The organism is Micromonospora aurantiaca ATCC 27029 (assembly GCF_000145235.1).
Classification (GTDB): Bacteria; Actinomycetota; Actinomycetes; order Mycobacteriales; family Micromonosporaceae; genus Micromonospora; species Micromonospora aurantiaca.
The window spans coordinates 1064470-1089915 of record NC_014391.1 but is presented as its reverse complement, the minus strand read 5'-3'; the positions used below and the strand labels follow the sequence as shown (position 1 = coordinate 1089915).

Sequence of the window (25446 nt, the reverse complement as noted above, 5' to 3'; positions counted from 1 at the left end):
TGGGCGGCGGGGAACCTAGCGTCGAAGGCGTCACCAGGAGGGAAGACCGGGTGCTGGATCGGCTCAACGCCGCGCTGGACCACCTCGAACAGCGGCTCGACCAGCCGCTCGACGTGGCCGCGCTGGCCCGGATCGCGGGCGTGTCGGAGCACCACTTCGGCCGGCTGTTCTCGGCGCTGGCCGGGCTGCCGCTGTCGGAGTACGTACGCCGACGCCGGATGACGCTGGCGGGCGCCGACGTGCTCGCCGGCCGGGAGTCGCTGCTCGACGTGGCGGTCCGCTGGGGGTACGGCTCGAACGAGGCGTTCGCCCGCGCGTTCCGGGCCGTGCACGGCGTCGGGCCGACGCAGGCCCGGCAGGCCGGTGCGGTGCTGCGGTCCCAGCCCCGGATGTCCTTCCGGCTCGTCGTCGAAGGGAACACCAGCATGGACTACCGGATCGTGACCAAGGACGCCTTCCGGCTCGCCGGGTTGACGGCGCGGGTGCCGCTCGTGCACGAGGGGATGAACCCGCACATCGTGGCGTTCGTCAGGGGCATCGACCCGGCTACCGTCCGCCGCATCGAGGCGCTGTCCGACCAGGAGCCGCACGGGATCGTCAACGTCAGCGCCGAGCTGGCCGGTTCCCGGGACGAGGGCACCGAGCTGGACTACTGGTACGCGGCGGTCACCGGCGCGGACGTGCCGGACGACCTGCGCAGTCTGCCGGTCGAGGCCGGCGAGTGGGCGGTGTTCTCCAGTTCCGGGGCGTTCCCGGTGGCGGTGCAGCACCTGTGGCGGGCCGTGTTCACGTCGTGGTTCCCGTCCAACCCGTACGAGACCCGCCCGGGGCCGGAGATCTCGCGGGTGCGGGTCGCCGAGGACGGCGGCACCGCCGACGCGGAGCTGTGGATCCCGGTCCGCCGCATCTAGGGTCGCGCCACCGCCGCCGCTCGCGCCAGCGCGGCCGGCACGTCGTGCACGTGGTACGGATGCTCGCCCGGCTCGATCGCGGCGAGGAACATCGCGTACACGGCGGCCAGCCGCAGCGGTGCGACCGGCCGGAGCAGGTCGACGGCCCGGTGCGGGTCGCTGCCGGGCACGTCGGCCCGCCACCGTCGCGCCCACGCGTCGACCAGCCGGGCGGCGGCGTCCGCGTCGACGTCCTCGGTGAGACGCAGGATGTCGAAGGCGGGGTGGCCGGCGAACGAGTCCGCCCAGTCGATCACCACCCGCCGCCGCCCGTCGCCGCGGACGTTGCCGGGGTGCAGGTCGCCGTGCACGAGCGTGTCCGGCAGGCCGCAGCCGGCGACCTGCCGGAGCCGCCGGTCGAGCCCGGCGAGCAGGCCGGCTGCGGCCGACACGTCGTGCCCGGCGAGTCGTTCCCGGATCCAGCCCGCCAGCCGCGCCCCGCGCAGGTCCGGCACCCCCGCCGCGACCAGCTCGCCGACGACCCCGCACGCCCACCGCTGCACCGGGTGATGTCCGGCCGCGACGGCGGCCCGCTCCCCCTCTCCGGCCCCGTACCGGTCCTCCCCCGGCACGTCGTCCAGCAGCATCCGCCCCTCCCCGTCGGCGGCGAGCACCACCGGCACGCCGATCAGGGAGTTCGTGTCACCGGGAAGACCGGCCACCGAGGGGAGCCGGCCGAGGACCTCGGGCTCGTGGCGGGCGAAGGACGGTAGCTGCTTCAGCCACGCCGGGCCCTGGTCGGTGTCCAGGCGCCAGATGGCGGAGAGGTTCCAGGTGCGCTGCTGCGCCACCGCCGTCACCCGGCGGCCGAGCCGGCTCAGCTCGCCGGTCGCCCACGCGACGCTGCGAGCCGGACCGCCGGCCTCCGCCCACGGCTGGCGCAGCGGGTGCGGCGCGAGGTCCACGGTCGCCGGTTCCAGGGGTACGGCCGGTGCGTCGACTACCTGCGCCAGGTAGCGGACATGGCCGCCGGGAGGCGCGGAACGGTCGGCGTCGAGCAGCCGCAGCACCGTCACCTCCAGACCGTGGCGCTGCCGGACGGTGTCGACGATCGAGTGGACCTCCTGCCACCACGGCTCCGGCACGTCGAACGGCGGCAGCGCGCCGAGCGGACGGCCGGTGGCGTCGAGCAGGACCAGCGAGACGGTGCGGGACACGGCCGGACGGTATCCGGGCACCCCTACGGGAGGCGAGCGGATTGATCCGGGTCAGGTTCGGGACCGCTCCCCGATGTCCCGGGCACGGGCGCCCGGAACGCTGAGGCGATGAGCCTCCTCGATTCCCGCACACGTCCCACGCACCAGTGGATACGCCCGGTCGCCGTGGCGTCTGCGGTGCTGCTGCTCGGCTACGGCCTGCTGCGCCTGCTCGACCGCCTGGACGGGCACAGCGACAAGGGCGCCTGGGCCTGGAACACCGGGCACACGCTGTTCCTGCTCGGCGTCCTCGGCTTCGCCGCGCTGATCGTCGGGCTGCACGGCCTGCTGCGTACCCGGTCGTCGCGGTTGCGGACGCTCGACGACGTGGCCGCGCCGGCCGGCCTGGTCGGCGCCGCCGCCTTCGTCTGGGTGATCCTCGGTGACCTGTTCCCGCGCTTCGCCGACGCGGTGCCCACGCCCGGCCTTGTGCTGTACGGCGGACCGCTGCTGTTCGAGGTGGGCCTGCTGGTGCTGCTGTACCGGGCGGCGGCGGCCCGGCTGCTGCCGGTGTGGGCGCCGGTGCTGGTGCTGGCCGGGTTCCTGGCGATCGCGGTGAACCTGAACCTGCTGCCCGTGGGCGCCGCGCTGGTGCTGGCCGGGCTGCTGCCGCTGCGCGTCACGTCCCGCCCGGTGGCCTGACCGGCGTCACCGCCAGACGGTCCGGCGGAACCCCTTGTGACCGGCGCACACGTCGCGCTGGCCGCCGGTGCGGCTGATCGAGCCGTCGCGGCACTGCACCAGCCAGCCGCGGTCGGACCAGAACCCGGGTACGCACTCGAACCAGTCGCACACCCCGGCAGCCGGCCGGCGGATGCGCTGGCCGTCGCAGAAGTCGTACCCGAAGGGGTTCGCCGGTGCGCCGCAGCGACGCTCGACCGGCGGCTGCGGCGTGCCGCGCGGCGGTGCGGGACGGACGCGGGACGGCTCGGGGCTCGTGCTGGGCCGGACCTGGACGGCGGGCGCGACGTGCGGCGGCGCGGGCGTGCCGGTGGCCCCCGGGGTCGCGGCGGCGGCGCGCTCCGAGCCGGCCCGGGTGGGCGGGTTGGACTCGATGAGCATCGCCGGCACGATCAGCGCGAGCGCCGCGCCGACCGCCACCGTCCGCCGGCCGCCGGGCACCAGCGCGGTGACGCGGGCCTGGGCGGGGGTGAGCACTGCGGGGCGTTCCGGCCGCGCCGCGGTGTGCTCCGCGATCAGCTCGTCCAGCTCGGCCACGACTGCGGCGCGCTGCTCGATCGCGTCGGCGAACGCCAGCGTGAGCGTGAACCGGAAGTCGGCCGCCGCGCCGGTGGGCAGCAGCAACCCGGAGGTACGCCGCCGGTCCAGCACCTGGATCAGGGTGACCGGCGCGCCGGGGTCGTGGGACAGGCCGGTCATCCGGCCGTACGCCCAGTCGCGCCGGCCGCGTCCGCCGAGCAGGACCAGGCGCCGGTTGGTGAGCACGGCGAGCCCGGCGTCGACCACCTTGACGCCCTCGGGGCGGCGGGGGCGCAGCGCGGGCGGGTCGGGGTCGACTGTCAGTTCGGGGGCGGGCAGCACGGCTGTGTGCCGGACCTCGACCAGTTGCGCGGCCGGGAGTGTCCAGAAGACCACCTCGCCGGGGGCCAGCTCCATCGGCAGGCCGACGCCCGCCTGAGCCGAGCCGTGGAAGGACACCGCGAGGGTACGCAGGCGGCGCAGCTCGTCGTCGCGGCGTCGCCACGCCTCGTCGGCGGCGCGGAAGGCCCGCTGACGCCGCTCGTTCTGCCGGTGCGCCCACCGGTACCGCCATGTGGAACCCGTCGAATCAGTCTTCGTCACGCCGACTCCTCCGCCGCGCGAGCCCACCAATCGGGGTGTCATTCATGTCAACTGTGCGGCAGGGGTACGAAGACACGCGAAAGTCGCCAATTAGACCGATCGGCTGATTGACCTACACAATCGGCGGAAACTCCCGCGTCGATTCACGTTCCGTGCCACCGGCTCCCGGCGGTCCCGCTTCGTCATGCGCGCGCGTGGACACGTCGGTAACGTCAGCCGCAACGGCGGGGCGGAGCGCGGCCCCCGGGCGGCGAGGAGGTGCACCGGTGGGCGACCCGGCCATGGTGGTGGGAGTGGACATCGGCACCACCAGTTCCAAGGCCGTCGCGTTCGACACCACCGGCCGGCAACTGGCCAGCCACTCGATCGGCTACCCCCTGGAGGAGCCGAACCCGGGCTGGGCCGAGCAGGACCCGGACCTCATCCACGAAGCCGTGATCGGCGTGATCCGCGCGGTGGTGGACGAGCTGCGCGTACCGGTTGCGGGCCTGTCGTTCAGCACCGCCATGCACAGCCTGATCGGGCTGGACGCCGACGGCACCCCGCTGACCCCGTCGATCACCTGGGCCGACTCCCGCGCGAGCGCGCAGGCCGAACGCCTGCGGGCCGCGCCCTCCGGGCTCGCCCTGCACCGGCGCACCGGCACCCCGGTCCACCCGATGGCGCCGCTGCCCAAGCTGGTCTGGTTCGCCGAGCAGGAACCGAAGCTGCACGAGCGGGTCGCGCACTGGGTCGGCATCAAGGATCTCGTGCTGCGGCGGCTCGCCGACGCGCTCGTCACCGACCACTCGGTGGCGTCCGCCACCGGCCTGATGGACATCCACCGGCTGGCCTGGGACACCGAGGCGCTCCGCCTCGCCGGCATCACCGAGGAGCAGCTCCCCCAGCTCGTACCCACCACCCACGTGCTGCCCGGGCTCACCCCCGAGGCGGCCCGCGCCACCGGGCTGCTGGCGGACACGCCGCTCGTGGTGGGCGCCGGCGACGGGCCACTGGCGAACCTCGGGCTCGGCGCGGTACGCCCCGGCGTGGTGGCCTGCTCGATCGGCACCAGCGGCGCGATGCGGGTGATGGTGGAACGCCCCGGCGTGGACCCGCTCGGCGGCGTGTTCTGCTACGCGCTCACCGAGGACCGCTGGGTGGTCGGCGGCGCCATCAACAACGGCGGCATCGTCCTCCAGTGGGCGAACGACGCGCTCGCCCCCGAGCTGGGCGAGCACGCCGAGGAGGAGCTGCTCGACCTGGCCGCCACGGCGCCGGTCGGCTCCGGCGGGCTGATCATGCTGCCGTACCTGCTCAGCGAACGGGCGCCGCACTGGAGCGCGCTGCCCCGCGGCGCGTACGTCGGGCTGACCCACGGCCACGGCCGGGCACACCTGGTCCGGGCCGCGCTGGAGGGCGTCTGCCAGCAGCTCGCCCTGGTCCTCGCCTCGGTCCGGGCCGCCGGAAACGAGGTACGCGAGGTCCGCGCCAGCGGCGGGTTCGCCCGCAGCGCGCTGTGGCGGCAGATCCTCGCCGACGCGCTCGGCATGCCGGTGCGGTTCCCCGCCGGGCACGAGGGGTCCGGCTTCGGCGCGGCGCTGCTCGGCATGCAGGCGCTCGGCCTGATCGAATCGATCGAGGTCGCCGCCGATCTGGTCCGGATCGAGGAGACGATCCGCCCGGATCCCGCCTCCGCCGCCACGTACGCCGCACTGCTCCCCCTCTTCTCCGAGCTGTACGACGCCCTCGTACCCACGTTCGCGTCCCTGCGGCGGATGGCGCCGAGCCTGCCGCCGGAACCACCACCCACCGCACCACCCCGCTGACCGACCGAAGGGCGTGATAGCCGTGGTCACACTGCTCGCCGCACCCGCGGAACCGCTCACGAACGCCGGTGACACCCAACTCGTCCTCGCGGCCCTGCTGGGCATCGCCGCGGTGGTGCTGCTCATCGCGTGGGGCAAGGTGCACCCGTTCCTCGCGCTGATCCTCGGCGCGGCGGTCCTCGGCGTGGTCGCCGCCGTACCCGTCGACAAGATCGTCACCTCGTTCAGCGGCGGCGTCGGCTCCACTGTGGGCGGCGTGGGCCTGCTGATCGCGCTCGGCGCGATGATCGGCGGCCTGCTGGCCGAGTCCGGCGGGGCGGACGGCATCGTGGAGCGGGTGGTCGGCCGGGTCTCCGGGACCGCGCTGCCCTGGGCGATGGCCGGTGTGGCCGCGCTCATCGGCCTGCCGCTGTTCTTCGAGGTCGGCGTGGTGCTGCTGGTGCCGATCGTGCTGCTGGTCTCGCTGCGGGTGAACGTGCCGCTGATGAAGATCGGCATTCCCGCGCTCGCCGGCCTGTCGGTGCTGCACGGCCTGGTGCCGCCGCACCCCGGCCCGCTGGTGGCGATCGACGCGCTCGGCGCCAACCTCGGTCAGACGCTCGCGCTGGGCCTGCTGGTGGCGATCCCCACGGTGATCATCGCCGGCCCGGTCTTCGGCAACTTCATCGCCCGGTACGTGCCGGCCACCGCACCGGCCGAGCTGCTGCCGACCCGGCGCGACGCGGCCGTCGACCGCAGCCCGACCCGGCCCGGTGACGGCCGGCTCGACGCCGACGGCGACCTGGTTACCGCGGACGACCTGGTCAACCCGGGCACCGGACGGCCCGGCGGCGCGATCGACGAGCCGGTCGGGCGGCGATCGCGCCGGGCCCCGGCGCTCTGGGCGGCTGTGGTGACGGTGCTGCTGCCGGTGGTGCTGATGCTGCTGCGGGCGATCGGCGAGCTGACGCTCGGCGAGGACACCGCAGGCCGCAAGGCGCTGGACATCGCCGGCACCCCGATCATCGCCCTGCTGGCAGGCGTCATCTTCGCCATGATCTTCCTGGGCTACCGGTCCGGCTTCAGCCGTACCCAGGTCTCCGGTTTCCTCGGCGGCTCGCTGCCGCCGATCGCCGGCATCCTGCTGATCGTCGCCGCCGGTGGCGGCTTCAAGCAGGTACTCGTCGACGCCGGCGTGGGTGACCTGGTCGCGAACGCCGCCGACGGTGCGAACCTCTCGCCGCTGCTGCTCGGCTGGCTGGTAGCGGTCGGCATCCGGGTCGCCACCGGCTCGGCCACCGTCGCCACCATCACCGCCGCCGGCATCGTCGCGCCGCTGGCCGCCACGCTCCAGGGCCCCGAGGTGGCGCTGCTGGCGCTGGCCATCGGCTGCGGGTCACTGTTCTTCTCCCACGTCAACGACGCCGGCTTCTGGCTGGTGAAGGAGTACTTCGGGTTGACAGTCGGGCAGACCATCAAGAGCTGGTCGGTGATGGAGACCATCATCTCGGTGGTCGGCTTCCTCGGCGTCCTGCTTCTCGACGTCTTCATCTAGCGACGGTCACGGAGCCTCGACGCCGGAGATGCGGAACTTGTGCACCTCGGCGCCGAGGATCTCCGTCACCTGCTCGGCCTCCGGGCCGGAGCCCCGGAACGCCAGCAACTGCTCGTCGGACTCCCACCGCTCGTAGACGTTGATCCGGCCCGGCTCGACCAGGTCCGCGCTGACCGCGAAGTCGACGCAGCCGGGCGCTTCCCGGGCCGCGCGGACGGCGGCCTCACAGGACGCCAGGTAGGCGTCCCGCCGGGCCGGATCGACGTAGAGGGTGCCGGCGACGATGAGCATGCCGGCCATCCTGCCACCCGCTCCCGGTCAGGACCGGGTGATCGCGTTGGCGTGGATCGCCTCGTTCAGGTACGCGGCCATCCCGGGCCGCAGCGTCTCGAAGTACGCGGTGAACCGCGGATCCGCCACGTACATGTCGGCCAGGCCGGTGTGGATCTCGTACGAGCAGTCGTACCACCACTTGGTGATGAGCTGCCGGTGCTCCTCGGCCAGCGCCATCGCCTCCGGGCCGTCGGCCGGCGCGCCCGAGTCCATCAGCGCGACGAACCGCCGCCCCCAGTCCTCGTTCTCCGCCTTGTTGCGCAGCCAGTCCTCCTTCGAGTAGCGGCCCGCGCGCTCCTGCGACTGCCGGTACGCCTCGGTGCCGCCCCAGCGCTGCTCCGCCTCCTCGGCGTGCTCGTCCGGGTCGAAGTCACCGAACACCTCGAACCGCTCCTCCGGGGTCAACTGGATCCCCAACGTCCTCGCCTCCATCGCGTGTTCGATCGCCGCGACCATCTCCTGGAGCTTCCCGATCCGCCCGGACAGCAGCTCGTGCTGCCGGCGCAGGTGCGCCACCGGGTCGGAGTCCGGATCGTCCAGGATCTCGGCGATCTCCTCCAGCGGGAACCCCAGCTCGCGGTAGTACCGGATGAGCTGCAACCGGTCCAGGTCGGCCTCGTCGTAGCGGCGGTAGCCCGCCGGCGTGCGCCCGCTGGGCCGCAGCAGCCCGATCTCGTCGTAGTGGTGCAGCGTCCGGACCGTCACCCGGGCCGCCCGCGCCACCTGTCCCACCGTGTACGGCATGGTTCCCTCCCTTCCGCGACCAAGACTCCCGCCTCCCGCTGCGTGAGGGTCAAGCCGGACAGCACGACGCCCCCGACCAGGATCGGCCGGGGGCGTCGTCGGTGCGGTCAGTTGGTGACCTTCTCCTTCTCGGGAGCGGCGAAGGTCGCGTTGGCCGGGGTGCGGAAGGCGTGCACCAGACCGGCGATCGAGAGCAGCAGGAGCAGACCCGCGCCGAGGTACAGGGCCAGGGCGCCCTGCTCGGCCTTGCGGCCGAACTCGCTGAAGCCGTACGAGGTGAGCAGCAGGCCGCGCAGCGTCTCGCCCTTGAACACGGTCTCCCGCTGGGCGCTCACCTCGGCGAGCTGCTTCTGAAGGTCGGCCAGGTTGGCGGCGTTGCTCTGCTCGGCCTGGGCCACCTGCTCGCGCAGCGCGCTCTGCGGCTCGCCCAGGTCGGCGTAGGTCTTGCCACCGGCCATGTTCTTCAGGTGCAGGCCGATGTACTCGTTGGCGTAGCACTCGGCCTGCTTGCCGGTGGTCATCTTCTGGCCGGCGTACTCGCGCAGGCAGTCCGACTTCTTCTCCTCGTCGGACAGCTTGTCCGCCGGGGTGAAGGTGATGTGCTGCGCGCCGAGCTGGTCGCGTACGTAGTCGTTGGCGAAGTTGGCGTTCGTCGTCAGGACGACGCCGACGACGAGCAGCAGGACCGCCAGGCCCAGCCCACCGATGCTGAACAGCAGATCGAGCGTCCGTCGCTTCATATCAAACTCCCGTGTGGAGGGTGTGTTCGTCTTGTTGACGAGAACCATCATGGCGGTGCCGGACCGCCGGTGAGCAGGGTCGAATCCCCTGTCCCGTCCGGGACCTTCGGCCCCCGTGGACCCGGGCCGGTCAGCGCTCGGCGCCGGCCCCGGACAGCGCGGGGAGCAGGTCCGGCAGGGCGGCCGGACGGCCGTACCGCCAGCCCTGGCCCTGCCGGCAGCCGATCGCGGTGACCGCCGCGTGCTGCGCGACAGTCTCCACACCCTCGGCCACCACGGCCAGGTCGAACGCGCCGGCCAGCCGGTTCACCATCTCGACGGTGGCGTACGCGCGGGCGTCGCCGGCGTCCAGCCGGGACACGAACGACCTGTCGATCTTCAGCTCGGTGGCCGGGATACGGTGCAGGTAGCTCAGCGAGGAGTACCCGGTGCCGAAGTCGTCGATGGCGATGCGGATGCCGAGGTCGCGCAGCTGGGACAGCCGGTCGAGCACCGACTCGCTGCCCTCGATCAGCGCCGACTCGGTCAGCTCCAGGGTGAGCGCGCGGGGCGGCAGGCCGGCCGCGCCGACCGCGCCGGTGACAGTCGCGATCAGGTCCGGCCGGCACAGGTGGGCGGCGGCGATGTTCACCGCCACAGTCACGTCCGGCGCGTGCTCGCGCCAGGTGGCCGCGGCCCGGCACGCCTCGTGGATGACCCACCTGTCGATGGCCACGATCAGCCCGGTCTCCTCGGCCAGCGGCAGGAACCGCGCCGGGGTCAGCACACCCAGCCGGGGATGCCGCCAGCGCACCAGCGCCTCGGCGCTGCGTACCGTGCCGGTGTCCAGGTCGACGATGGGCTGGAACTCCATCAGCAACTGGCCCTCGTCCACCGCGCGGCGCAGGTCGGCGATCAGTTCGGCCCGGCTGACCGCCGACTCGCGCAGCTCCGGCGTGCACGTCCGGTACGCGGCCTTGCCCGCCGCCTTCGCCGCGTACATGGCGATGTCGGCGTCCCGGAGCAGGTCGGTGTGCGAAGTGTGCTGCGGCCCGTACTCGGCGATGCCGATGCTCGCCGACGGGTGGACGCCGAGATCCTCCTCGCCGGGCAGCGGTTCCAGGGCTGCCAGCAGCCGGACCGCGAGCCCTTCGGGTGACACCGGGCGCTCCCCTGCGACGAGCACTGCGAACTCGTCGCCGCCGAGACGGGCGATCATCCCGTCCGGGCCGACCGCGTCCCGCATGCGCTCCGCGGTGGTGGTCAGCAGCCGGTCCCCGGCGGCGTGCCCGAACCTGTCGTTCACCTGCTTGAAGCCGTCCAGGTCGAGCAGCACCACGGCGACCGGCCCACCCCCGCGCAACGCCCGCCGCAGCCGCCGGACGAACGTCAGCCGGTTGGGCAGGCCGGTGAGCTGGTCGGAGTACGCGAGCCGGCGCAGCCGCCCGACCAGCCGCAGGTTCTCGTTCGCGGCCAGCCCCTGGCGCAGCGCCAGCACCCCGAGCAGGCCCATCATGCCGACGAAGACGACCTGCGGGGTCTGCCCGCTGGGTTGCCGCGACAGCAGGACCGCGACGATCGCACCGCCCACCGGCAGGTACGGCAGCGCGACCCGCCACCACGGCGGCAGCGGCGAGTCGACCACGTCGTCCTCGCCCTCCCCGTCGTTCGGCGGCGGATAGCGGGTGGCCAGGCCGACCAGCAGGTAGCTCAGCGGCCAGCAGACGTCGACCGGGTGCCCCGGCGTGTAGTCGCCGCGCGCGACCAGGGAGACGTAGACGGCGTCCGCGCCGGACCGGATCGCCAGGCCCGCACCGATCACCGTGAGCGCCCGCCACATCGGCCGGCCCGGACCGGCGACCGCCACGAGGATGGTGAGCTGCATCAGGTCGAACATCGGGTAGAGCAGCCCGAACGTCCGCATCGGGTCGGCCAGCTCGGCGTCGGTGATCCGGTGGAACACCACCACCCAGCCGATCGGGATGAGGGCCAGCCCGACGATGACCCCGTCGAGCAGGGTGCGGGCCCGGCCGATCACGCTGCGCGGGCCGGTGCGGGAGCAGAGCAGCGCGGCGGTGCCGGTGACGATGCCGGCGGCGAACAGGCCCCCCACCAGCGGCGTGTGGGGCAGGCCGAGCCCGCCGAGCCGTTCCACCGTCCACACCGCACGGCCGAGCGCGGCGAGGGCCATGGTGGCGGCGAGCAGTTCCCAGAACCGGCGCAACACGGCCGGCTGACGTCGCGCCGCGCCGGCGCAGAGCACTGCCGCCCAGCTCGACACCGCCATCGCGCCGAGGTCGCTCACCAGCGCCGCGCCCGGCAGACGGGCGGCCAGCCAGGCCATCTCCCCGAGTACGACGACAGCGGCCGCGACAAGTCCGACACGGCCGACGAGCGGATGACGGGCCGGCGCCGCGACGGCGAGGCTCACGTCGTGCTGGGATACAACGATGCGCTCCGGCTCTCTTCCAGACGTGCACCCTCGACGACGAGGACCGGACGACGGACGGCGCAAGCCTAGCCAGCGCCGGGGACTGCCGCCAGAGTCGACGACTGTCGGTCAGCGGACCGCAGGCGGGTGCCGGTAGAGGGAGACCAGCACGCCGTAGCGCGGCTGCCCCGGCGGCGCCTCCTCGGCCTCGCCCACGAGTTCGTCCAGCGTGGACCGCAGGCGCCGGGCCTGGGCCGGCGTGAGCCGCAGGTGTCGCAGGTGCACGAGCGGGTCGGGGTCACCGGCGAGTTCCTCGGCGTACGCCCCGAGCAGCGCGGCGGTGGCGCCCGCGTCGGTGTCGGCGCCGACGAGCCGGCGGAACGTGCGTTCGTGGTAGCGCTCGGTGCCGCCCCGGACCTGACGGCTGTGCGCCGGGCGGACCATGCCGGCCTCGGTCAGCACCGCGAGATGGTGGGCCACCGTGCCCTTCGCCGCGCCGAGACGGGCGGCGAGCTGGCTGAGCGTGGCGGGACCGGCTCCGAGCGCGAACAGCAGCCGGTGCCGGAACGGGTGGGCCAGCGCCTTGAACTGGGCCGGGTCGCGGATCTCCAGCGGATCGTCGGTCACCGCGAAAGCGTCTAGTTCTCTTGACGCTTTGTCAACCGGCTGCTCTACTTCTCCCCCACCGCGAGAACGGGGACTCGATGGATCCGGACCAGATCACCGCCATCGTCGAACGGGCCGCCGCGCTGGTGGCCGACGAGTACGTCCTGCCCGACGTCGCCGACCGGGTCGCCGGCCACCTGCGCGAGCGCCTGCGCGCCGGGGCGTACGCCGGGGCGGGCGACCCCGCCACGCTCGGCGCGCTCGTCACCGCCGACCTCCAGTCGGCGAACCGCGACCTGCACCTGCGGCTCAAGCACCACGACCAGCCGCTGTCCGACAGGGCCGACGACCCGACCGGGGAACACTTCGCGCGCCTCGCCGCGCTCGGCATGGGCGGCGTGACCCGGGTGCAACGGCTGCCGGGAAACGTCGGGCTACTGGAGATCCAGCCGTACGTGTTCCCGCCCGACCTGGCTGGCGACGCGCTGACCGCCGCGCTGCGGCTGCTCGCCGGCACCGACGCGCTCCTGCTCGACCTGCGCCGCACCGAGGGCGGCAGCCCGGACGGGGTGGCGCTGCTCTGCGGCTGGTTCTTCGCCGAGCCGACGCACCTGCACACCATGCACGAGCGCTCCGGCGTCACCCGCCAGTTCTGGAGCGCCGCCTGGCTGCCGGTCCCCCGCTACGCGCCGGAGAAGCCGGTCCACGTGCTCACCGGTCCGGCGACCTTCTCCGGCGGCGAGGAACTGGCGTACGACCTTCAGCAGTTCGGCCGGGCCACAGTGGTCGGTGAGCCCACCCGGGGCGGCGCGCATCCCCGCGTCGGGCACCGGCTGCACCCGCACCTGGAACTGACGGTGCCGGTGGCCCGGCCCGTGCACGCGGCGAGCGGCACCAACTGGGAGGGCTGCGGCGTCACCCCGGACCTGGCGAGCCCGGCCGACGGGGCGCGCGACGTCGCGTACCGCCGGAGCCTGGAGGCGCTGCTCGCGGCGGACCCGGACCGGCCGACGGCGGCCGAGGCGCGGACGGCTCTCGCCGCCCTGGGCTGAGCCGCGCGGGTCAGGACCAGTCCTCCGCCGAAGCCGGGTCCTGCGGCGCGACGGCCGTGCCGGGCGGCCCGCCGTGCGTCCACGGCGTCTCCTCCGGCGCCGGGAACGCGCCGCCCGGCAGGAAGCCGTCGGACAGACTGGTCAGGCAGATCCGCTCGCCCACCTCGGGCACGCTGCCCGGAGGCGCGGTCAGCCCCCGGCCCATCCCGCCGGACAGTTCCAGCACCACCTCGGTCTTGCCGTCGGCACCGGGCGTCACGAACACGACCTTCGCCTTCTGCCCCGGGCGGGCCGGGGAGTACAGCGTCGCGCCCACCGGCATCGGCACCGGCTCGGTGGTGACCACCTGGATGCGCGGGCGCAGCACCGGCCGCTTGCCGGAGTCGTCCACCCGCGCCGGGTCGGCGAGCGTCACCTCGCCGACGAACGCCTCCCCGGACAGCCGGTGCTCGGCCATCACCAGCGGATCGTCGTAGGCGCGCTGCACCGCCCACGCGGTCGACGCCCGTTCCAGCCGCTGCAACCGCAGCGCCGCCGCCACCGCGCCGTCGCGCCGCGGCTGCGGGCCGCCCCCGGCGTCGACGTGCTCGGCGTGCGCGGTGAACGCGTCCCGGTCACCGGCCCACCGGCCCGCCACCCGCGCGCCGGCCGACAGCGCCCGCAACAGCCCGACGCCGCGCCACATCAGCTCCCAGGTGGGCGCGAGCTGGTCGCGCAGCAGGCCGGCGAGCTCGTCGTACGCGGCCGCGCGGGCCGCCGGGTCGTCCTCGGCCCGGGTGTACGCCTCGATCGCCGGGGCGAGCCGGCGGTTGTCGAAGTCCGGGTCGGTGGCCGGACCGGCCGGCGGGCAGTGTGCCGGGTCCTCGGCACGGGCCGCCGCCTCGGCGCCGGTCAGCCCGGCCGGCGGGTCGAGCCAGCCCAGCACCGCCGGCAGGTGCAGGTCCTCCACCACGCTCTGCCCGGTCGCCCAGTGCAACGTCAGCGCCTCGGTGAGCGCCAGCAACGCCGACGAGCCGGGCTGCTCGGCACGCTCGGCGAAGAACGTCAGCCAGCGGCCGAGCAGCGGCACCGACTGATGCACCGGATAGTCGCCGTCGGTACGGCGGAACCGGGTGGAACGGCCGAACAGCCGCAGGAACGTGATCCCGGCCGGGTTCGGCACCAGCAGTTGCGGCGCGTCGACGTACCGGTGGCGGACGTCGCGGCCCCGGTCCACCGGCACCGCCTCGGTCAGGTCGCGGAACTCGTCCAGGTACGGCAGCACGATCGCGGCCAGCTCGGCGGCGAACGCGAACCGCTGGTCCCGGTTGCGCGGCTGCGGCACCACGAGCAGCCGGGCCTCGTCGGGCGCGGCGCCGACCATCGCCGCCAGCGGGGCGTTCGCCTCACCGGCCAGCGCGAGCGGCACCAGCACCAGCGGCCGGTCGGACAGGTGCAGGTGGCGGACCGTGGCGACAGGCTGGGCCCGCCCGGTGGCGACCGCCTGGGCTCGGGCGAGTGCGCGGAGCGTACTCACGCGGGGTGTCCGGCGAGGGCGTCGGCGCGCAGGCGCGCGGCGGCCCGCAGCAGCGCGGCGGCCTCCGCCTGCTCCGGCTCGGGCGCGGTTACGCCCTCGGCGAGCGCCAGCACGTCGGCGACGTCCTCGACGCCGCCCAGCGCCTCACGGACCGGCCGGCCCAGCGCGCCGGTCTGCCCGCGCGCCTCGTGCCGGCAGAAGTACGCCAGCTCGCAGGCGGCCAGGCAGTCGGGTGCGTAGCGCGCGGGCACCTGGTGCAGCGCGGCGGCGAGCGTGGCCGGATCGGCCGCCGGGTCGACCGTGAAGCCGGCCGGTACGGCGGCGAGCAACTCCTCGACCCGGGCCATCCGGGCCAGTTGGCGGCGCAGCACCAGCAGTTGCCGGCGCACGTCGAGCAGGCTGGCCACCGGCTGGTTGGCGAAGTCGCGCGGGCAGACCAGCACCACCTCGTGCGACACCAGCTCCGGGTCGCGTCCCTCGGCGGCGAGCAACTCGCGCAGCGCCAGCACGTAGACGGCGGACTGGATCGCGGCGGCGGCGACCTTGCCCGGGTCGGCCTGCCCGTCGATCACCGGGAACGACTTGATCTCCACGACGTGGAACCGGCCGGCCAGCCGCGCGGCGACCAGGTCCGGTTCCAGGTGCACCCGGGTGCCGGCCACGTCCAGGCCGAGCAGCGGGTGGTCGAACAGCGCCGGGCCGTCGCCGCTCGCGGTCAGCGCCGCCCGGGACCGTTCCGGCCGGTCGTCGTCGGCGCCGAGGTCGGTCCAGGTCGCGGCCTCCGGCACCGGTACGCCGAGCCGCTCCGCGACCAGGCGCAGCAGTTCCGCCCCGCCGTCGGCCTTGACCTGCGCCTCGAACGCGTTGCCCCGGGTGATCGCGAAACGGGACTGCCCGAACCGGGCCGGGAAGCCGAGCCGCTCGGCGAGCGCCGGCTTGTCCGCGCCCGCGCTGTCCAGCACGGCGCGGCGGGTGCAGCCGGGGTTGCCGGTCAACGCGGCGATGGTACGGGCGTTGTGCCGCCGGGGCGGCCCACCACCCCGGATCTGCGCCAGCCGCTCCTCCATCCGATGAAGTGTAAGGAAGGGCCCCTTGTTAACGCCTCCGGTAGAGGAAGGGCCCCTTGTTAACACGGCGGTCAGATCTCCCTCAGGCGTCGCCACCCCCAGCCCCGCTCCCAGTCGTTGACCGGCCAGGGCACCGGCACGGTACGGCGACGGAATTCCCGGTCGAGGGGCTCGACGACGCGCAGCAGGTCGGCTCGGGCGGCCGGCGGCCGGTGCAGCACTGAGCGAGCAGCTCGCGATGGTTCTCCGGTTCGATGCCGCGGTCGGGCCACCCCGTCAGCGGTCGGCGGAGCGGTTCCAGGGCGAGCGCGGGGACTGCGCTCCCGCCACCGGACGACGCCGGCGGCGGTGCCGGCGCCCGGGCGTGCAGGGTGGACGGGCAGCGGTGTGCACCGGCGGGGCGATCGGAGTGGCGGGCTGCCGGCCGATCAGCCAGCAGAGGAAGCGGGTCACCGGTCAGCCGACCGGGAGGCGCTCGGCCTCGGCGCGGGAGATGTCGTACTGGGCGCCGCAGAACGTGCACTGCTGCCCGTACCGGGTGCGCAGCGGGATCAGCGGGATGAAGAAGAGGCTGAACTTGGTGACCCGGCGGGTGATCACCTGGGCGGCCTGGTTGCCGCAGTTGCGGCAGACAGCGGTGACGACGCCGGACCGGACGACCTTGGTCCGCAGCCCGAAGATGAAGAACATCGCCCGGCATTACCCAGCCAGCGCCCGTGTTAAAAGGGGCCCCCTCCTCTACCGGAGGCGTTAAGAGGGGGCCCTTCCTTACAGCCAGATGGGCTTCCAGTCCGGCACCTCGTGGAAGCGTCGCAGCTCGGCGAACCCGGAGACGATGCCGGTCCAGGCGCCGTACGGCGGGTTGCCCTCGTCGAAGCCGGACTGCACGAACGTCAGCTTCGTCCGGCCCTCGGACTCGTCCAGCTCCCAGGAGGTCACGCCGGTCGGTCCCCAGTCGATTGACAGCGCCCGCCCCGGCGTCACGTCGAACACCTTCGCGGCCTCACCGGCGTCGAAGCCGCCCATCGCGTACCGGCCGCCCTCCCAGGGCTCGATGCCGATCGGGTAGCCGAACCAGGCGCCGGCCTGCTCGGAGTCGGTGAGCGACGTCCACACCTTGTCCATCGGGGCGTCGATCAGCAGTTCGCCGCGCAGGTCGGCGGAGGTGAAGTCGGTACGCGGCAGCAGCGGCCGGCCGTCGAGGTGGTCGTTGAGGTTGGCGATCGCCAGGTACCAGAACGTCTGGAGCACGCCCCGGATGCTGCTGCCGCTCATCGCCTCCTCGAAGCTGAAGTGGCTCTGCCGCAGCGTGAGTACGGTGGCGTCGCCGTCGGGCTCCAGCTCGAACTCGGTGGTGGTCTCCACCCCGTCGAGCGTCCACGCGAAGCGCAGCGTCCGGTCGTCGGCGTGCAGCAGCCGCTGGTGTGGCGCGTCGCCCTCGGGCGTGTAGCGGCCCCAGAACTCGTACCGCCGGGGCAGCTCGACCTCGGCGTGCTCGGCCAGCCAGACGCGCAGCTCGGCGGCGTCGGTCAGGGCGCGGCGGACGGTCGCCACCGGGGCGGCGAGGCGGGCGCGGATGATCATCGGCTCAGTCATGCGTGTCGCCTTTCGGGTAGCAGGCCACGGCGAGCTTGAAGGCGTCTCCCTCGGCGCCGCCGTAGCGCGTGAACAGGTCCTGCAGCGTCGTCTGCAGGTCGTGCAGGAACTCCTGCCGCCGCTCGGCGGGCACCCGGATCTCGCCGGAGACGCCGATGGACGGCAGTTCGGGGGCGGTGCGGTCGAGCGCCGCGATGTCGGCCTGGACCTCCTCCATGAGGTCGAGCAGGTAGCCCAGGCTCAGCTCGTCGCGGGCCCGGCGGGTGCCGCCGATGCGGCCGACCAGGCGGGGCGAGAGCCAGTACGACCGGGCGACGGCCTGGTAGATGCCCTCGGTGATGCCGCGCACCTGCCGCTGCGCCACCTGCTCGGCCAGCCCGGCCGCGACGAGCTGCTTGACGTGGTAGTAGACGCGCTGCGGCGTCTGCTCCAGCCGGGCCGCGACCTCGGTGCAGGTGCGGGGCTCGGCGAGTTGCCGCAGCACCTCGATGCGCTGCGGCTTGAGCAGGACTTCGGCCTGCTCGCGCTGTTCCAGGTACAGGACGTCTCTCATGGCAAAATCAGTTTGTACGTACAAAACTTCTTTGTCAATAGCTTCGACGAAAGGCCGCGCGGTCCGCGCGGCCTTTCGTCGGTACGTCGCGTCAGGGCGTCCAGTCCGGACGCAGCGGGTACCCGTTCACCCCTTCCGGGCCGTTGTGCGTGGCGAGCACGTGGTGCAACTGGATGCCGTTGCGCTCGAACGCCAGCCGGGAGCCGGCCATGTAGAGCCCCCACACCTTCGCGGTGCCCGGCCCGACCTCGCCGACGCAGAAGTCCCAGTGCTCGACCAGGTTGCGGCACCAGCCGGCGAGCGTCAGCGCGTAGTGCTGGCGCAGGTTCTCCTCGTGGTGCACCTCGAACCCGGCGTCGTGGATCTCGCTGATCAGCCGGCCCGGACCGGCCAGCTCACCGTCCGGGAAGACGTACCTGTCGATGAACGCGCCGGAGCGGTGCGGCGCCCGGTTGTCGGCCCGGGTGATGCAGTGGTTCAGCAGCCGCCCGCCGGGCTTGAGCCGGGAGCGCAGCGCGCCGAAGTAGGCCGGGTAGTTGCGCACCCCGATGTGCTCGGTCAGGCCGATCGAGGAGATCGCGTCGAACTGCTCGCGCGGCGCGTCCCGGTAGTCCAGGTGACGCACCTCGGCCAGCTCGCTCAGCCCTTCCCGCTCGATCGCGGCCCGCGCCCAGTCGGCCTGCGCCTTCGACAGCGTCACACCGAGCGCCTTGACGCCGTACTCGCGGGCCGCGTGCCGGACCATGCCGCCCCAGCCGCAGCCGACGTCCAGCAGCCGCATCCCCGGCTTGAGCGCCAGCTTGCCGGCGACCAGGTCGTACTTGTTGCGCTGCGCCTCCTCCAGGGTGTCGCCGGGGCTGCGGAAGACCGCGCAGGTGTACGTCATGGACGGCCCGAGCACCTTCTCGTAGAAGGCGTTCGACACGTCGTAGTGGTGCGAGATCGCGGTGCTGTCCCGGATGCGCGAGTGACGCAGGCCGGTCATCAGCCGCCGCCAGCGCGGCGCCGCCTCCTGCGGCGGGGGCGGCGGCGGGCGCAGCCGTTCCCAGCCCAGGCCCCGGACCAGCGCGAGCGCCTCGCTCATCGCCGGGATCCGCAGCGGCACCTCGTCCTTGATCACCCGCAGCGCCTCGTACGGGTCGCCCGGGTGCACGCCCTCCAGCGCCAGGTCGCCGCTGACGTAGGCCCGGGCCATGCCCAGGTCGCCCGGCGCGGTGAGCAGGTAGGACAGGCCCCGCTCGGTGCGGATCGCCAGGGTGATCCCGGCGTCGGCCGGGCCCACCGCGCTGCCGTCGTAGCCGGTGACCCGGACGGGCAGGTCGCCGGTGGTGACCGCGCGGACCACGTCCGCGACTGTGGGTCCGGTACGCCGCCCGCCCGCCGGCGGGCCGGCCGGGGCGCTCGCCGCCCCCGGTGTTCGGTCGGTCAGACTCATGCTCGGGATACCGCCTTCTCGTACAGTCCGGTGAGTCGGTGGTCCGGGTCGTAGCGGTCCTTCACGGCACGCCAGGTGTCCCCGCCGTAGAGGCGGTCGAACTCCCCCCGGTCGTAGTACGCGTCGGAGTAGAGCGACTTGTGACCGCCCACCTCCGACACCATGCGCTCGATCTGGCGGTTGACGTCGCCGTCGGCGGCGCCCGCCGCGATGGCGACGCTTCCCCAGAAGCCGATGTTCACATACGTTTCGCCCGGTCGGAGCGGATATAGCGGCCACGCCTTCGCCGACCCGGGACCGGACGGTTCCCGCAGCCGCAGCGGGCACAGCCACACCGGCGTCATGCCCACGTTGGCGGCGAACCAGCGCAGGAACTCGGGCGTGCGGTCGAGCGGGACCTCCACGTCCTGCACCACCCGCTCGCGGGCCGGGCGGCCCCGCCACCTGTCGACCCGGGCGGCCACCTGGTGCCGGTGCTCCAGCCGCACGATCCGGTGGTAGACGTCGCTGCGCCGGTAGCGCCGCGGCCACAGCCGCCGCACCACCGGGTGCTGCACCCCGAACGCCGCCGAACACCAGAACCAGTCGGTGTCCCAGCGCCAGAGATAGTCGTACGCGGTGAGCGCGTCCCGGGTGCGCCGGCGCAGCGAGCGGTAGTAGATCTCCTGGCCGGTGTAGTCGGACGGGCCGTCGTCGGCCTCGTCGGTGAACGTGCCGAGCACGAGGTACGCCTCGCCGGGGCTGAACACCACCCCGTCCATGGCGTCGACCGGCTCACCGCCCCAGGCGCCCTTGGCGACCACCTCGCCGATCGCGTCGACCAGCTCCTCCAGCCGGGTGAACCGGATGTTGCGCAGTGACACGTACCGGCGGACCGGTTGCAGCTCGATGCGCAGCCGGGTCGCGTAGCCGAGGCTGCCGAGCGAGTTGGGGAAGGCGCGGTGCAGGTCGGCGTGCTCGCCCCGGGGCCGGGTCGTGACGATCTCCCCCGCGCCGGTGAGGACGTCCATCTCCAGCACCGACTCGTGCGGCAGGCCGTTGCGGAAGGAGGTGGACTCGATGCCCAGCCCGGTCACCGCCCCGCCCAGCGTGATGGTGCGCAACTGCGGCACGACAAGCGGCATCAGGCCGTGCGGCAGCGTCGCGTCGACCAGATCCTCGTAGGTGCACATGCCCTGCACGTCGGCGGTGCGGGCCGCCGGGTCCACGGCGAGCACCCCGGTCAGGCCGCTCACGTCCAGGCCGGGCGTACGCGGCGCGGAGCGGGGCCGGAACAGGTTCGAGGTCTGCTTGGCCAGCCGTACGGGTTCCCCGGCGGGCACCGCGGCGTAGGAGCGCCGCAGCGTGTCCACCGCCCGTTCATGATCACGGACAGCGTGCATGAGATCACCTTACGCTCGGGTACGACAATTCGTGGGATGTCCACGGTGGCCATTCCGCGACCGGCCGACGACGCGCGCGTTACCGTGACCGCCATGCCGAATCCCGCGCTCACCGCACTCGACGACGCCGGCCTGCCGTACCGGGTGATCCGCCACGGCCCGGTCGCGAGCCTCGCCGAGGCGGCTGCGGCGCGCGGCGTCGAGGTGCCCGACGTGGTCAAGACGATCGTGGTCCGCCGCGGCGAGGGCGACCTGCTGTTCGTGCTGACGCCCGGCGGCCGGGTGATCTCCTGGCCGAAGCTGCGCGCCCTGCTCGGGGTGAGCCGGCTGTCGATGCCCGACGCCGAGGCGGCGAAGGCCGCCACCGGGTACGCGCGCGGCACCATCACGCCGTTCGGCGCCACCACCGCCTGGCCGGTGGTCGCCGACGAGCGGCTGCGCGGCCGGGAGATCACGCTCGGCGCGGGCGAGCACGGCCTCGCCGTCGCGGTCGACGCGGACACCGCGCTGGCCGCGCTCGGCGCGACGGTGGCCGACGTGACGGACGAGGAGCCGACGCGCTGAGCGGTGGCCGGCACGCGCCCACCGGCATAGCGTGGAGGACATGCCGAAAGCCGTCTGGAACGACCTCGTCGTCGCCGAGAGCGACGACACAGTGGTGGTCGAGGGCAACCACTACTTCCCCCGTGCCGCGCTGCGCGACGACCTGATCCGGGAGTCCGACACCCACACGGTCTGCCCGTGGAAGGGCACGGCCTCCTACTACACGCTCGAACACGGCGGCGCCACCAGCCCGGACGCCGTCTGGTACTACCCCGATCCCAAGCCGGACGCGGAGATGGTCCGCGACCGGGTGGCGTTCTGGAAGGACGTCCGGGTCGTCGACTGAGTCACCGTGCCGCCGGGGCGACTGGCACCCGGCGGCCCCGGTGGGTCACTATGCCCCCATGGCCGACCCGCACTCCGACCCGTCCGGCACCGTCTACGGCGCCCGCCGCGCCCGTGGCGCCCGTGGTGTCCGGCTGCCCCAGGACCCGCTGATGCGGATCGCGCTGGGCGTCGGCGTGGCGGGCGTACTCCTCGGGGTCTTCTTCGCCACCGGCGTGCTCGGCGGCGGCGACGACCGGCCGGTGGTGCCGGCGGCGGCAGTGCCCACAGCGGAGCCGAGCGAGCCGAGCGCGGAACCGACGGCGGAGCCCACGCCGTCGTCGTCGCCCTCGCCGAGCGCGGCGCCGAGCACACCCGCCGCGCCTGTGGCCACGCCGAAGGTGATCCGGGGCGTGCCGTCCGGACGCTGCCTCGGCGTGACGGGCGACGAGGCCGAGGGCGCGCAGGCGGCGCTGGCCGACTGCACCGGCGGGCCGGAGCAGCAGTGGGTGGTCACGCCGGTCACGAACGACACCTACCTGCTCGTCAACGCGGCGAGCGGCAAGTGCCTGGACGTCAACGAGGCGAAGACCGACGACGGCGTCGACGTGCAGCAGTGGTCGTGCAACGGGCAGGCCAACCAGCAGTGGCGGTTCCAGCAGGCCGGTGACGGTGCGGCGCTGCTTGTGGCAGTGCACAGCGGCAAGTGCGCGCAGGTCGACGACGCGGGCACCGAGCCCGGCCGCGAGCTGGAGCAGGCGCCGTGCAGCGGCGCTCCCGAGCAGCAGTGGGCGGCCGGCTGACCGGTCGGCCCCGGTGGCGCCGCCCCGCCGGCCCCGGTAGCGCCGACCCGTCAGCCGCGGTAGCTCCAGGCCCGCCGGCCCGCCGCCACGGGCAGCGCGAGCGCGGGCTCGTCGGCGGCACGGCGCCGCATCAGCAGCGACAGCCCGGCCGCGCCGATCGACAACGCGCCGGCCACGTACCAGGCCAGCGCGTAGTCGCCGAGCCGGTCCCGGACCAGACCGGCGCCGGTGGCCGCCAGCGCGGCGCCGAACTGGTGCGCGGCGAACACCCAGCCGAACACCACGGCACCGGACGCGCCGAACCACTCCCGGCACAGCGCCACGGTCGGCGGGACCGTCGCCACCCAGTCCAGCCCGTAGAAGACGATGAAGACGAGCATGCTCGGCTCGGCCGTACCGGCGAACAGGCTCGGCAGCACCAGCAGCGACGCCCCGCGCAACGCGTAGTAGGCGCCGAGCAGCAGCCGGGCGTCGACCCGGTCGGTGAGCCAGCCGGAGGCGATCGAGCCGGCGATGTCGAAGAGCCCGACCACGGCGAGCAGCCCGGCGGCTGTGGTCTCCGGCATGCCGTGGTCGTGCGCGGCGGGCACGAAGTGCGTACCGACCAGGCCGTTCGTGGTCGCGCCGCAGATCGCGAACCCGCCGGCGAGCAGCCAGAACGGCCGCGTCCGCGCGGCGGCGGCGAGCGCGCCGACCGCCCGCGCCGCCGCGCCGCCCTCCGGCCGGGCCGGCGGCACGACCTCGGTCGCGCCGTAGGCGGGCCGCCCCAGGTCCGCCGGATGCTCCCGCAACAACCACACCACAAGGGGTACGACCGCCAGCGCGGCCCCGGCGACGACGAGTGCCGCCGTGCGCCAGCCGTGGTCGCGCACCAGCACCGCGAGCAGCGGAAGGAAGACGAGCTGCCCGGCCGCGCCCCCGGCGGTGAGCACACCCGTCACCAGTCCCCGCCGCTTGACGAACCAGCGCCCGGTCACCGTCGCCACGAACGCCAGCGCCATCGAGCCGGTGCCCAGCCCGACGAGGACGCCCCAGCACAGCAGGAGCTGCCAGCTCTCGGTCATCCCCACGGTCAGGCCGCTGCCGGCGGCCACCAGCACCAACGCACCGGCCACCACCCGGCGGATGCCGAACCGGTCCATCAGCGCGGCGGCGAACGGCGCGGTGAGGCCGTACAGCAGCAGGTTGACCGACACGGCGGCGGAGATGGTCGCCAGCGGCCAGCCGAACTCGGCGTGCAGCGGGTGCAGCAGCACGCCCGGGGTGGCGCGGAAACCTGCGGCACCGACGAGCGCGACGAAGGCCACGGCGGCGACGAGCCAGGCCGGGTGCAGGCGGGATCGTGTCACCAATCGAGTCTCGGACCTGGCGGTTCCTGCGACGAGTGGCCGGAAAGCCATCGTGCGCAATAATCGGGCCATGTCCGTACCGCACCGGGTCGCCGTCCTCGCCCTCGACGGCGTGGTCGCGCTCGACCTCGGCACCCCCGCCCAGGTCCTCGGCGCCGCCCGCGCCGACGACAGCACCCCGCTGTACGCGGTGGCGACCTGCACCCCCGGCGGCCTGCCGATACGCAGCAGCGCCGGCTTCCAGGTCCTCCCCGACCACGGGCTGGAACTGCTGGACAGCGCCGACACCGTGATCGTCCCCGGCATCCACTCGGGCTCGCCGCTGCACGACGGCACGGTGGCCGCCGAGGTGGCCCAGGCGCTGCGGGCCGCGTACGACCGGGGCGCCCGCGTCATGTCCATCTGCACCGGCGCGTTCGTGCTCGCCGCCGCCGGCCTGCTCGACGGCCGCCCGGCCACCACGCACTGGGCGTACGCGTCGCGCTTCCGCCGCCTGCACCCCGGCGTACGGCTCGACCCCGACGTACTCTTCGTCGACGACGGCCGCGTGCTCACCTCGGCCGGGGTGGCCGCCGGAATCGACCTGTGCCTGCACGTCGTCCGCACGGACCACGGCAGCGCGGTGGCCAACCGGGCCGCCCGGCGCTGCGTGGTGCCGCCGTGGCGCGACGGTGGGCAGGCCCAGTACATCGAGCGGCCGGTGCCCCGCGGCGCTGACAACGGCACAGCGGCCACCCGCGAGTGGGCGCGGCAGCGGCTGCACGAGCCGGTGGCGCTGCGCGAGATGGCGGCGCACGCGCGGATGAGCGTCCGTACGTTCACCCGGCACTTCCGGTCCGAGACCGGGCTCAGCCCGGCCCAGTGGCTGCTCCAGCAGCGCACCGAGCACGCCCGGGTGCTGCTGGAGACGACGGATCTGAGCGTCGACCGGATCGCCCGGGACGCGGGTTTCGGCACCACCGCCGCGCTGCGACAGCACTTCCACGCGCGGGTAGGCGTATCCCCCACCGCCTACCGCCGCACGTTCCGCCATCCGCCCCCTGCGACGTCCCCCGCCCCGCCCGCGCCCGCTTCCGTCGATCTTGGAGTTGTGGCGCCTGGAAGGCCAGGCATGTCGGAGTTGTCCACTGCCACAACTCCATGATCGATTATCTGCCGGTCAGGCGAGGTGGGGCTGGCGGCGCAGGGCGCGGAGCTGGGCCAGGTGCAGCGGCAGGTGCACGCGGATGTGCAGGTCCAGCGCCCTGCCCCAGGGCAGCGAGTCGTCCACGTCCAGGTCGAAGCCCTCGCGCAGCACGGTGTCCACCGGCGTCTCCGCCGCCGGGCCGAGCCGCTCCGCCAACGCGCACAACTTCTGGCTGGTGGCCCGGAACAGCGCGGCCAGACCGTCCAGCCCGCCGCACTCGGAGACGAGCGCGTCCAGTTGCGGCCGGTGGATGGTGTCCAGGTCGTAGTACGCGAACGGCGAGCCGGCCAGCACCGCCTCGGTCGCCTCGCTCATCAGCTCGTCGTTGGCGGCGAGGTGCGCGACGATCTGCTCGGCGCTCAGCTGACCTTCGGGCGGCGGCCCGAACCCGCCCGCGTCGATCTCCGCGAACAACTCCTCGTACGCCTGCCGCAGTGCCGGGGCGTCCACCTCGTCCATGCCCCGCATCCAACCCTCGCAGCCGCTGCGGGCACCCCGGCTACCGTGCCCGGTTCA

At 73.9% G+C, this 25446-nt stretch carries 26 protein-coding genes; 9 read left to right on the top strand and 17 right to left on the bottom strand.

The window, feature by feature from the left end; translation table 11 throughout:
* Positions 1 to 50: 50 nt before the first annotated feature.
* The gene (locus tag MICAU_RS05360) at positions 51 to 911 is read left to right on the top strand and encodes an AraC family transcriptional regulator (protein ID WP_013284273.1); all 861 of its coding nucleotides are present in this window, start codon (positions 51 to 53) and stop codon (positions 909 to 911) included.
* On the opposite strand, the gene MICAU_RS05355 is transcribed toward MICAU_RS05360, so the two are convergent.
* Positions 908 to 2107 (bottom strand): phosphotransferase family protein, encoded by a 1200-nt coding sequence (locus MICAU_RS05355; RefSeq protein WP_013284272.1) that lies wholly within the window; start codon positions 2105 to 2107, stop codon positions 908 to 910. The two genes, MICAU_RS05360 and MICAU_RS05355, sit on opposite strands and share 4 nt — an antisense overlap.
* Positions 2108 to 2215: 108 nt before the next feature.
* Between MICAU_RS05355 and MICAU_RS05350 the strand changes: the two genes are divergently transcribed.
* Positions 2216 to 2788: a hypothetical protein gene (locus MICAU_RS05350; protein WP_013284271.1), complete on the top strand. Its 573-nt coding sequence runs from the start codon at positions 2216 to 2218 to the stop codon at positions 2786 to 2788.
* A 6-nt stretch (positions 2789 to 2794) separates the two neighbouring features.
* Here the strand turns inward: MICAU_RS05350 and MICAU_RS05345 are convergent, their stop codons facing one another.
* Positions 2795 to 3949 carry a hypothetical protein gene (locus MICAU_RS05345; RefSeq protein WP_013284270.1) on the bottom strand — a complete coding sequence of 385 codons (1155 nt, stop codon included), beginning with the start codon at positions 3947 to 3949 and terminating at the stop codon, positions 2795 to 2797.
* Positions 3950 to 4215: 266 nt separating this feature from the next.
* On the opposite strand from MICAU_RS05345, the gene MICAU_RS05340 reads away from it, so the two are divergent.
* Entirely contained in the window at positions 4216 to 5757 is a 1542-nt protein-coding gene (locus MICAU_RS05340) for a gluconokinase (protein WP_013284269.1), read from the top strand.
* A gap of 22 nt (positions 5758 to 5779) precedes the next feature.
* A complete protein-coding gene (locus MICAU_RS05335) occupies positions 5780 to 7291 on the top strand; it encodes a GntT/GntP/DsdX family permease (RefSeq protein WP_013284268.1) in 1512 nt (503 codons plus the stop codon).
* A 6-nt stretch (positions 7292 to 7297) separates the two neighbouring features.
* On the opposite strand, the gene MICAU_RS05330 is transcribed toward MICAU_RS05335, so the two are convergent.
* The 5 genes from MICAU_RS05330 to MICAU_RS05310 form a co-directional block, all read right to left on the bottom strand.
* The gene (locus tag MICAU_RS05330; RefSeq protein WP_013284267.1) at positions 7298 to 7582 is read right to left on the bottom strand and encodes a putative quinol monooxygenase; all 285 of its coding nucleotides are present in this window, start codon (positions 7580 to 7582) and stop codon (positions 7298 to 7300) included.
* 27 nt (positions 7583 to 7609) lie between these two features.
* Complete coding sequence (locus MICAU_RS05325) at positions 7610 to 8368, bottom strand: MerR family transcriptional regulator (protein WP_013284266.1); 759 nt, start codon at positions 8366 to 8368, stop codon at positions 7610 to 7612.
* Between the two features lie 107 nt (positions 8369 to 8475).
* Complete coding sequence (locus tag MICAU_RS05320; protein WP_013284265.1) at positions 8476 to 9108, bottom strand: hypothetical protein; 633 nt, start codon at positions 9106 to 9108, stop codon at positions 8476 to 8478.
* 130 nt (positions 9109 to 9238) lie between these two features.
* Positions 9239 to 11518: a putative bifunctional diguanylate cyclase/phosphodiesterase gene (locus MICAU_RS05315; RefSeq protein ID WP_225319768.1), complete on the bottom strand. Its 2280-nt coding sequence runs from the start codon at positions 11516 to 11518 to the stop codon at positions 9239 to 9241.
* 129 nt (positions 11519 to 11647) lie between these two features.
* Positions 11648 to 12145, bottom strand: a complete 498-nt coding sequence (locus MICAU_RS05310; RefSeq protein WP_013284263.1) for an ArsR/SmtB family transcription factor — start codon at positions 12143 to 12145, stop codon at positions 11648 to 11650.
* A gap of 77 nt (positions 12146 to 12222) precedes the next feature.
* Between MICAU_RS05310 and MICAU_RS05305 the strand changes: the two genes are divergently transcribed.
* Entirely contained in the window at positions 12223 to 13176 is a 954-nt protein-coding gene (locus MICAU_RS05305; protein ID WP_013284262.1) for a S41 family peptidase, read from the top strand.
* Positions 13177 to 13186: 10 nt separating this feature from the next.
* Here the strand turns inward: MICAU_RS05305 and MICAU_RS05300 are convergent, their stop codons facing one another.
* The 8 genes from MICAU_RS05300 to MICAU_RS05270 form a co-directional block, all read right to left on the bottom strand.
* Positions 13187 to 14692, bottom strand: coding sequence for a hypothetical protein (locus MICAU_RS05300; RefSeq protein ID WP_013284261.1), 1506 nt, complete (start codon positions 14690 to 14692; stop codon positions 13187 to 13189).
* Positions 14689 to 15759 carry a hypothetical protein gene (locus MICAU_RS05295; protein ID WP_013284260.1) on the bottom strand — a complete coding sequence of 357 codons (1071 nt, stop codon included), beginning with the start codon at positions 15757 to 15759 and terminating at the stop codon, positions 14689 to 14691. The genes MICAU_RS05300 and MICAU_RS05295 overlap by 4 nt, the downstream gene beginning before the upstream one ends.
* A gap of 71 nt (positions 15760 to 15830) precedes the next feature.
* Complete coding sequence (locus MICAU_RS32355) at positions 15831 to 15980, bottom strand: hypothetical protein (RefSeq protein ID WP_157547397.1); 150 nt, start codon at positions 15978 to 15980, stop codon at positions 15831 to 15833.
* Between the two features lie 235 nt (positions 15981 to 16215).
* Entirely contained in the window at positions 16216 to 16449 is a 234-nt protein-coding gene (locus MICAU_RS05290; RefSeq protein ID WP_013284259.1) for a zinc-ribbon domain-containing protein, read from the bottom strand.
* Positions 16450 to 16527: 78 nt separating this feature from the next.
* Positions 16528 to 17355 carry an SRPBCC family protein gene (locus MICAU_RS05285; protein ID WP_013284258.1) on the bottom strand — a complete coding sequence of 276 codons (828 nt, stop codon included), beginning with the start codon at positions 17353 to 17355 and terminating at the stop codon, positions 16528 to 16530.
* Positions 17348 to 17908 (bottom strand): winged helix-turn-helix domain-containing protein, encoded by a 561-nt coding sequence (locus tag MICAU_RS05280; protein ID WP_013284257.1) that lies wholly within the window; start codon positions 17906 to 17908, stop codon positions 17348 to 17350. The genes MICAU_RS05285 and MICAU_RS05280 overlap by 8 nt, the downstream gene beginning before the upstream one ends.
* 91 nt (positions 17909 to 17999) lie before the next feature.
* Positions 18000 to 19343, bottom strand: coding sequence for a class I SAM-dependent methyltransferase (locus MICAU_RS05275; protein ID WP_013284256.1), 1344 nt, complete (start codon positions 19341 to 19343; stop codon positions 18000 to 18002).
* The gene (locus MICAU_RS05270; protein WP_013284255.1) at positions 19340 to 20725 is read right to left on the bottom strand and encodes an FAD-binding oxidoreductase; all 1386 of its coding nucleotides are present in this window, start codon (positions 20723 to 20725) and stop codon (positions 19340 to 19342) included. Before MICAU_RS05270 ends, MICAU_RS05275 begins: the two co-directional genes overlap by 4 nt.
* Before the next feature lie 93 nt (positions 20726 to 20818).
* Between MICAU_RS05270 and MICAU_RS05265 the strand changes: the two genes are divergently transcribed.
* Genes MICAU_RS05265 through MICAU_RS05255 form a run of 3 tightly spaced genes read left to right on the top strand, consistent with a single transcriptional unit; the run spans position 20819 to position 22395 of the window.
* Positions 20819 to 21289 (top strand): aminoacyl-tRNA deacylase, encoded by a 471-nt coding sequence (locus MICAU_RS05265; RefSeq protein ID WP_114921202.1) that lies wholly within the window; start codon positions 20819 to 20821, stop codon positions 21287 to 21289.
* A 40-nt stretch (positions 21290 to 21329) separates the two neighbouring features.
* Positions 21330 to 21614 carry a DUF427 domain-containing protein gene (locus MICAU_RS05260; RefSeq protein ID WP_013284253.1) on the top strand — a complete coding sequence of 95 codons (285 nt, stop codon included), beginning with the start codon at positions 21330 to 21332 and terminating at the stop codon, positions 21612 to 21614.
* A gap of 58 nt (positions 21615 to 21672) precedes the next feature.
* Positions 21673 to 22395: an RICIN domain-containing protein gene (locus tag MICAU_RS05255; RefSeq protein ID WP_013284252.1), complete on the top strand. Its 723-nt coding sequence runs from the start codon at positions 21673 to 21675 to the stop codon at positions 22393 to 22395.
* A gap of 50 nt (positions 22396 to 22445) precedes the next feature.
* Here MICAU_RS05255 and MICAU_RS05250 read toward each other — a convergent pair whose 3' ends face one another.
* Entirely contained in the window at positions 22446 to 23744 is a 1299-nt protein-coding gene (locus MICAU_RS05250) for an MFS transporter (RefSeq protein WP_013284251.1), read from the bottom strand.
* Positions 23745 to 23814: 70 nt separating this feature from the next.
* Here MICAU_RS05250 and MICAU_RS05245 point away from each other — a divergent pair, with 70 nt between their 5' ends.
* Positions 23815 to 24888 (top strand): GlxA family transcriptional regulator, encoded by a 1074-nt coding sequence (locus MICAU_RS05245; RefSeq protein WP_174361697.1) that lies wholly within the window; start codon positions 23815 to 23817, stop codon positions 24886 to 24888.
* 15 nt (positions 24889 to 24903) lie between these two features.
* Here MICAU_RS05245 and MICAU_RS05240 read toward each other — a convergent pair whose 3' ends face one another.
* Positions 24904 to 25398, bottom strand: a complete 495-nt coding sequence (locus tag MICAU_RS05240) for a hypothetical protein (protein WP_013284249.1) — start codon at positions 25396 to 25398, stop codon at positions 24904 to 24906.
* Between the last annotated feature and the right edge of the window lie 48 nt (positions 25399 to 25446).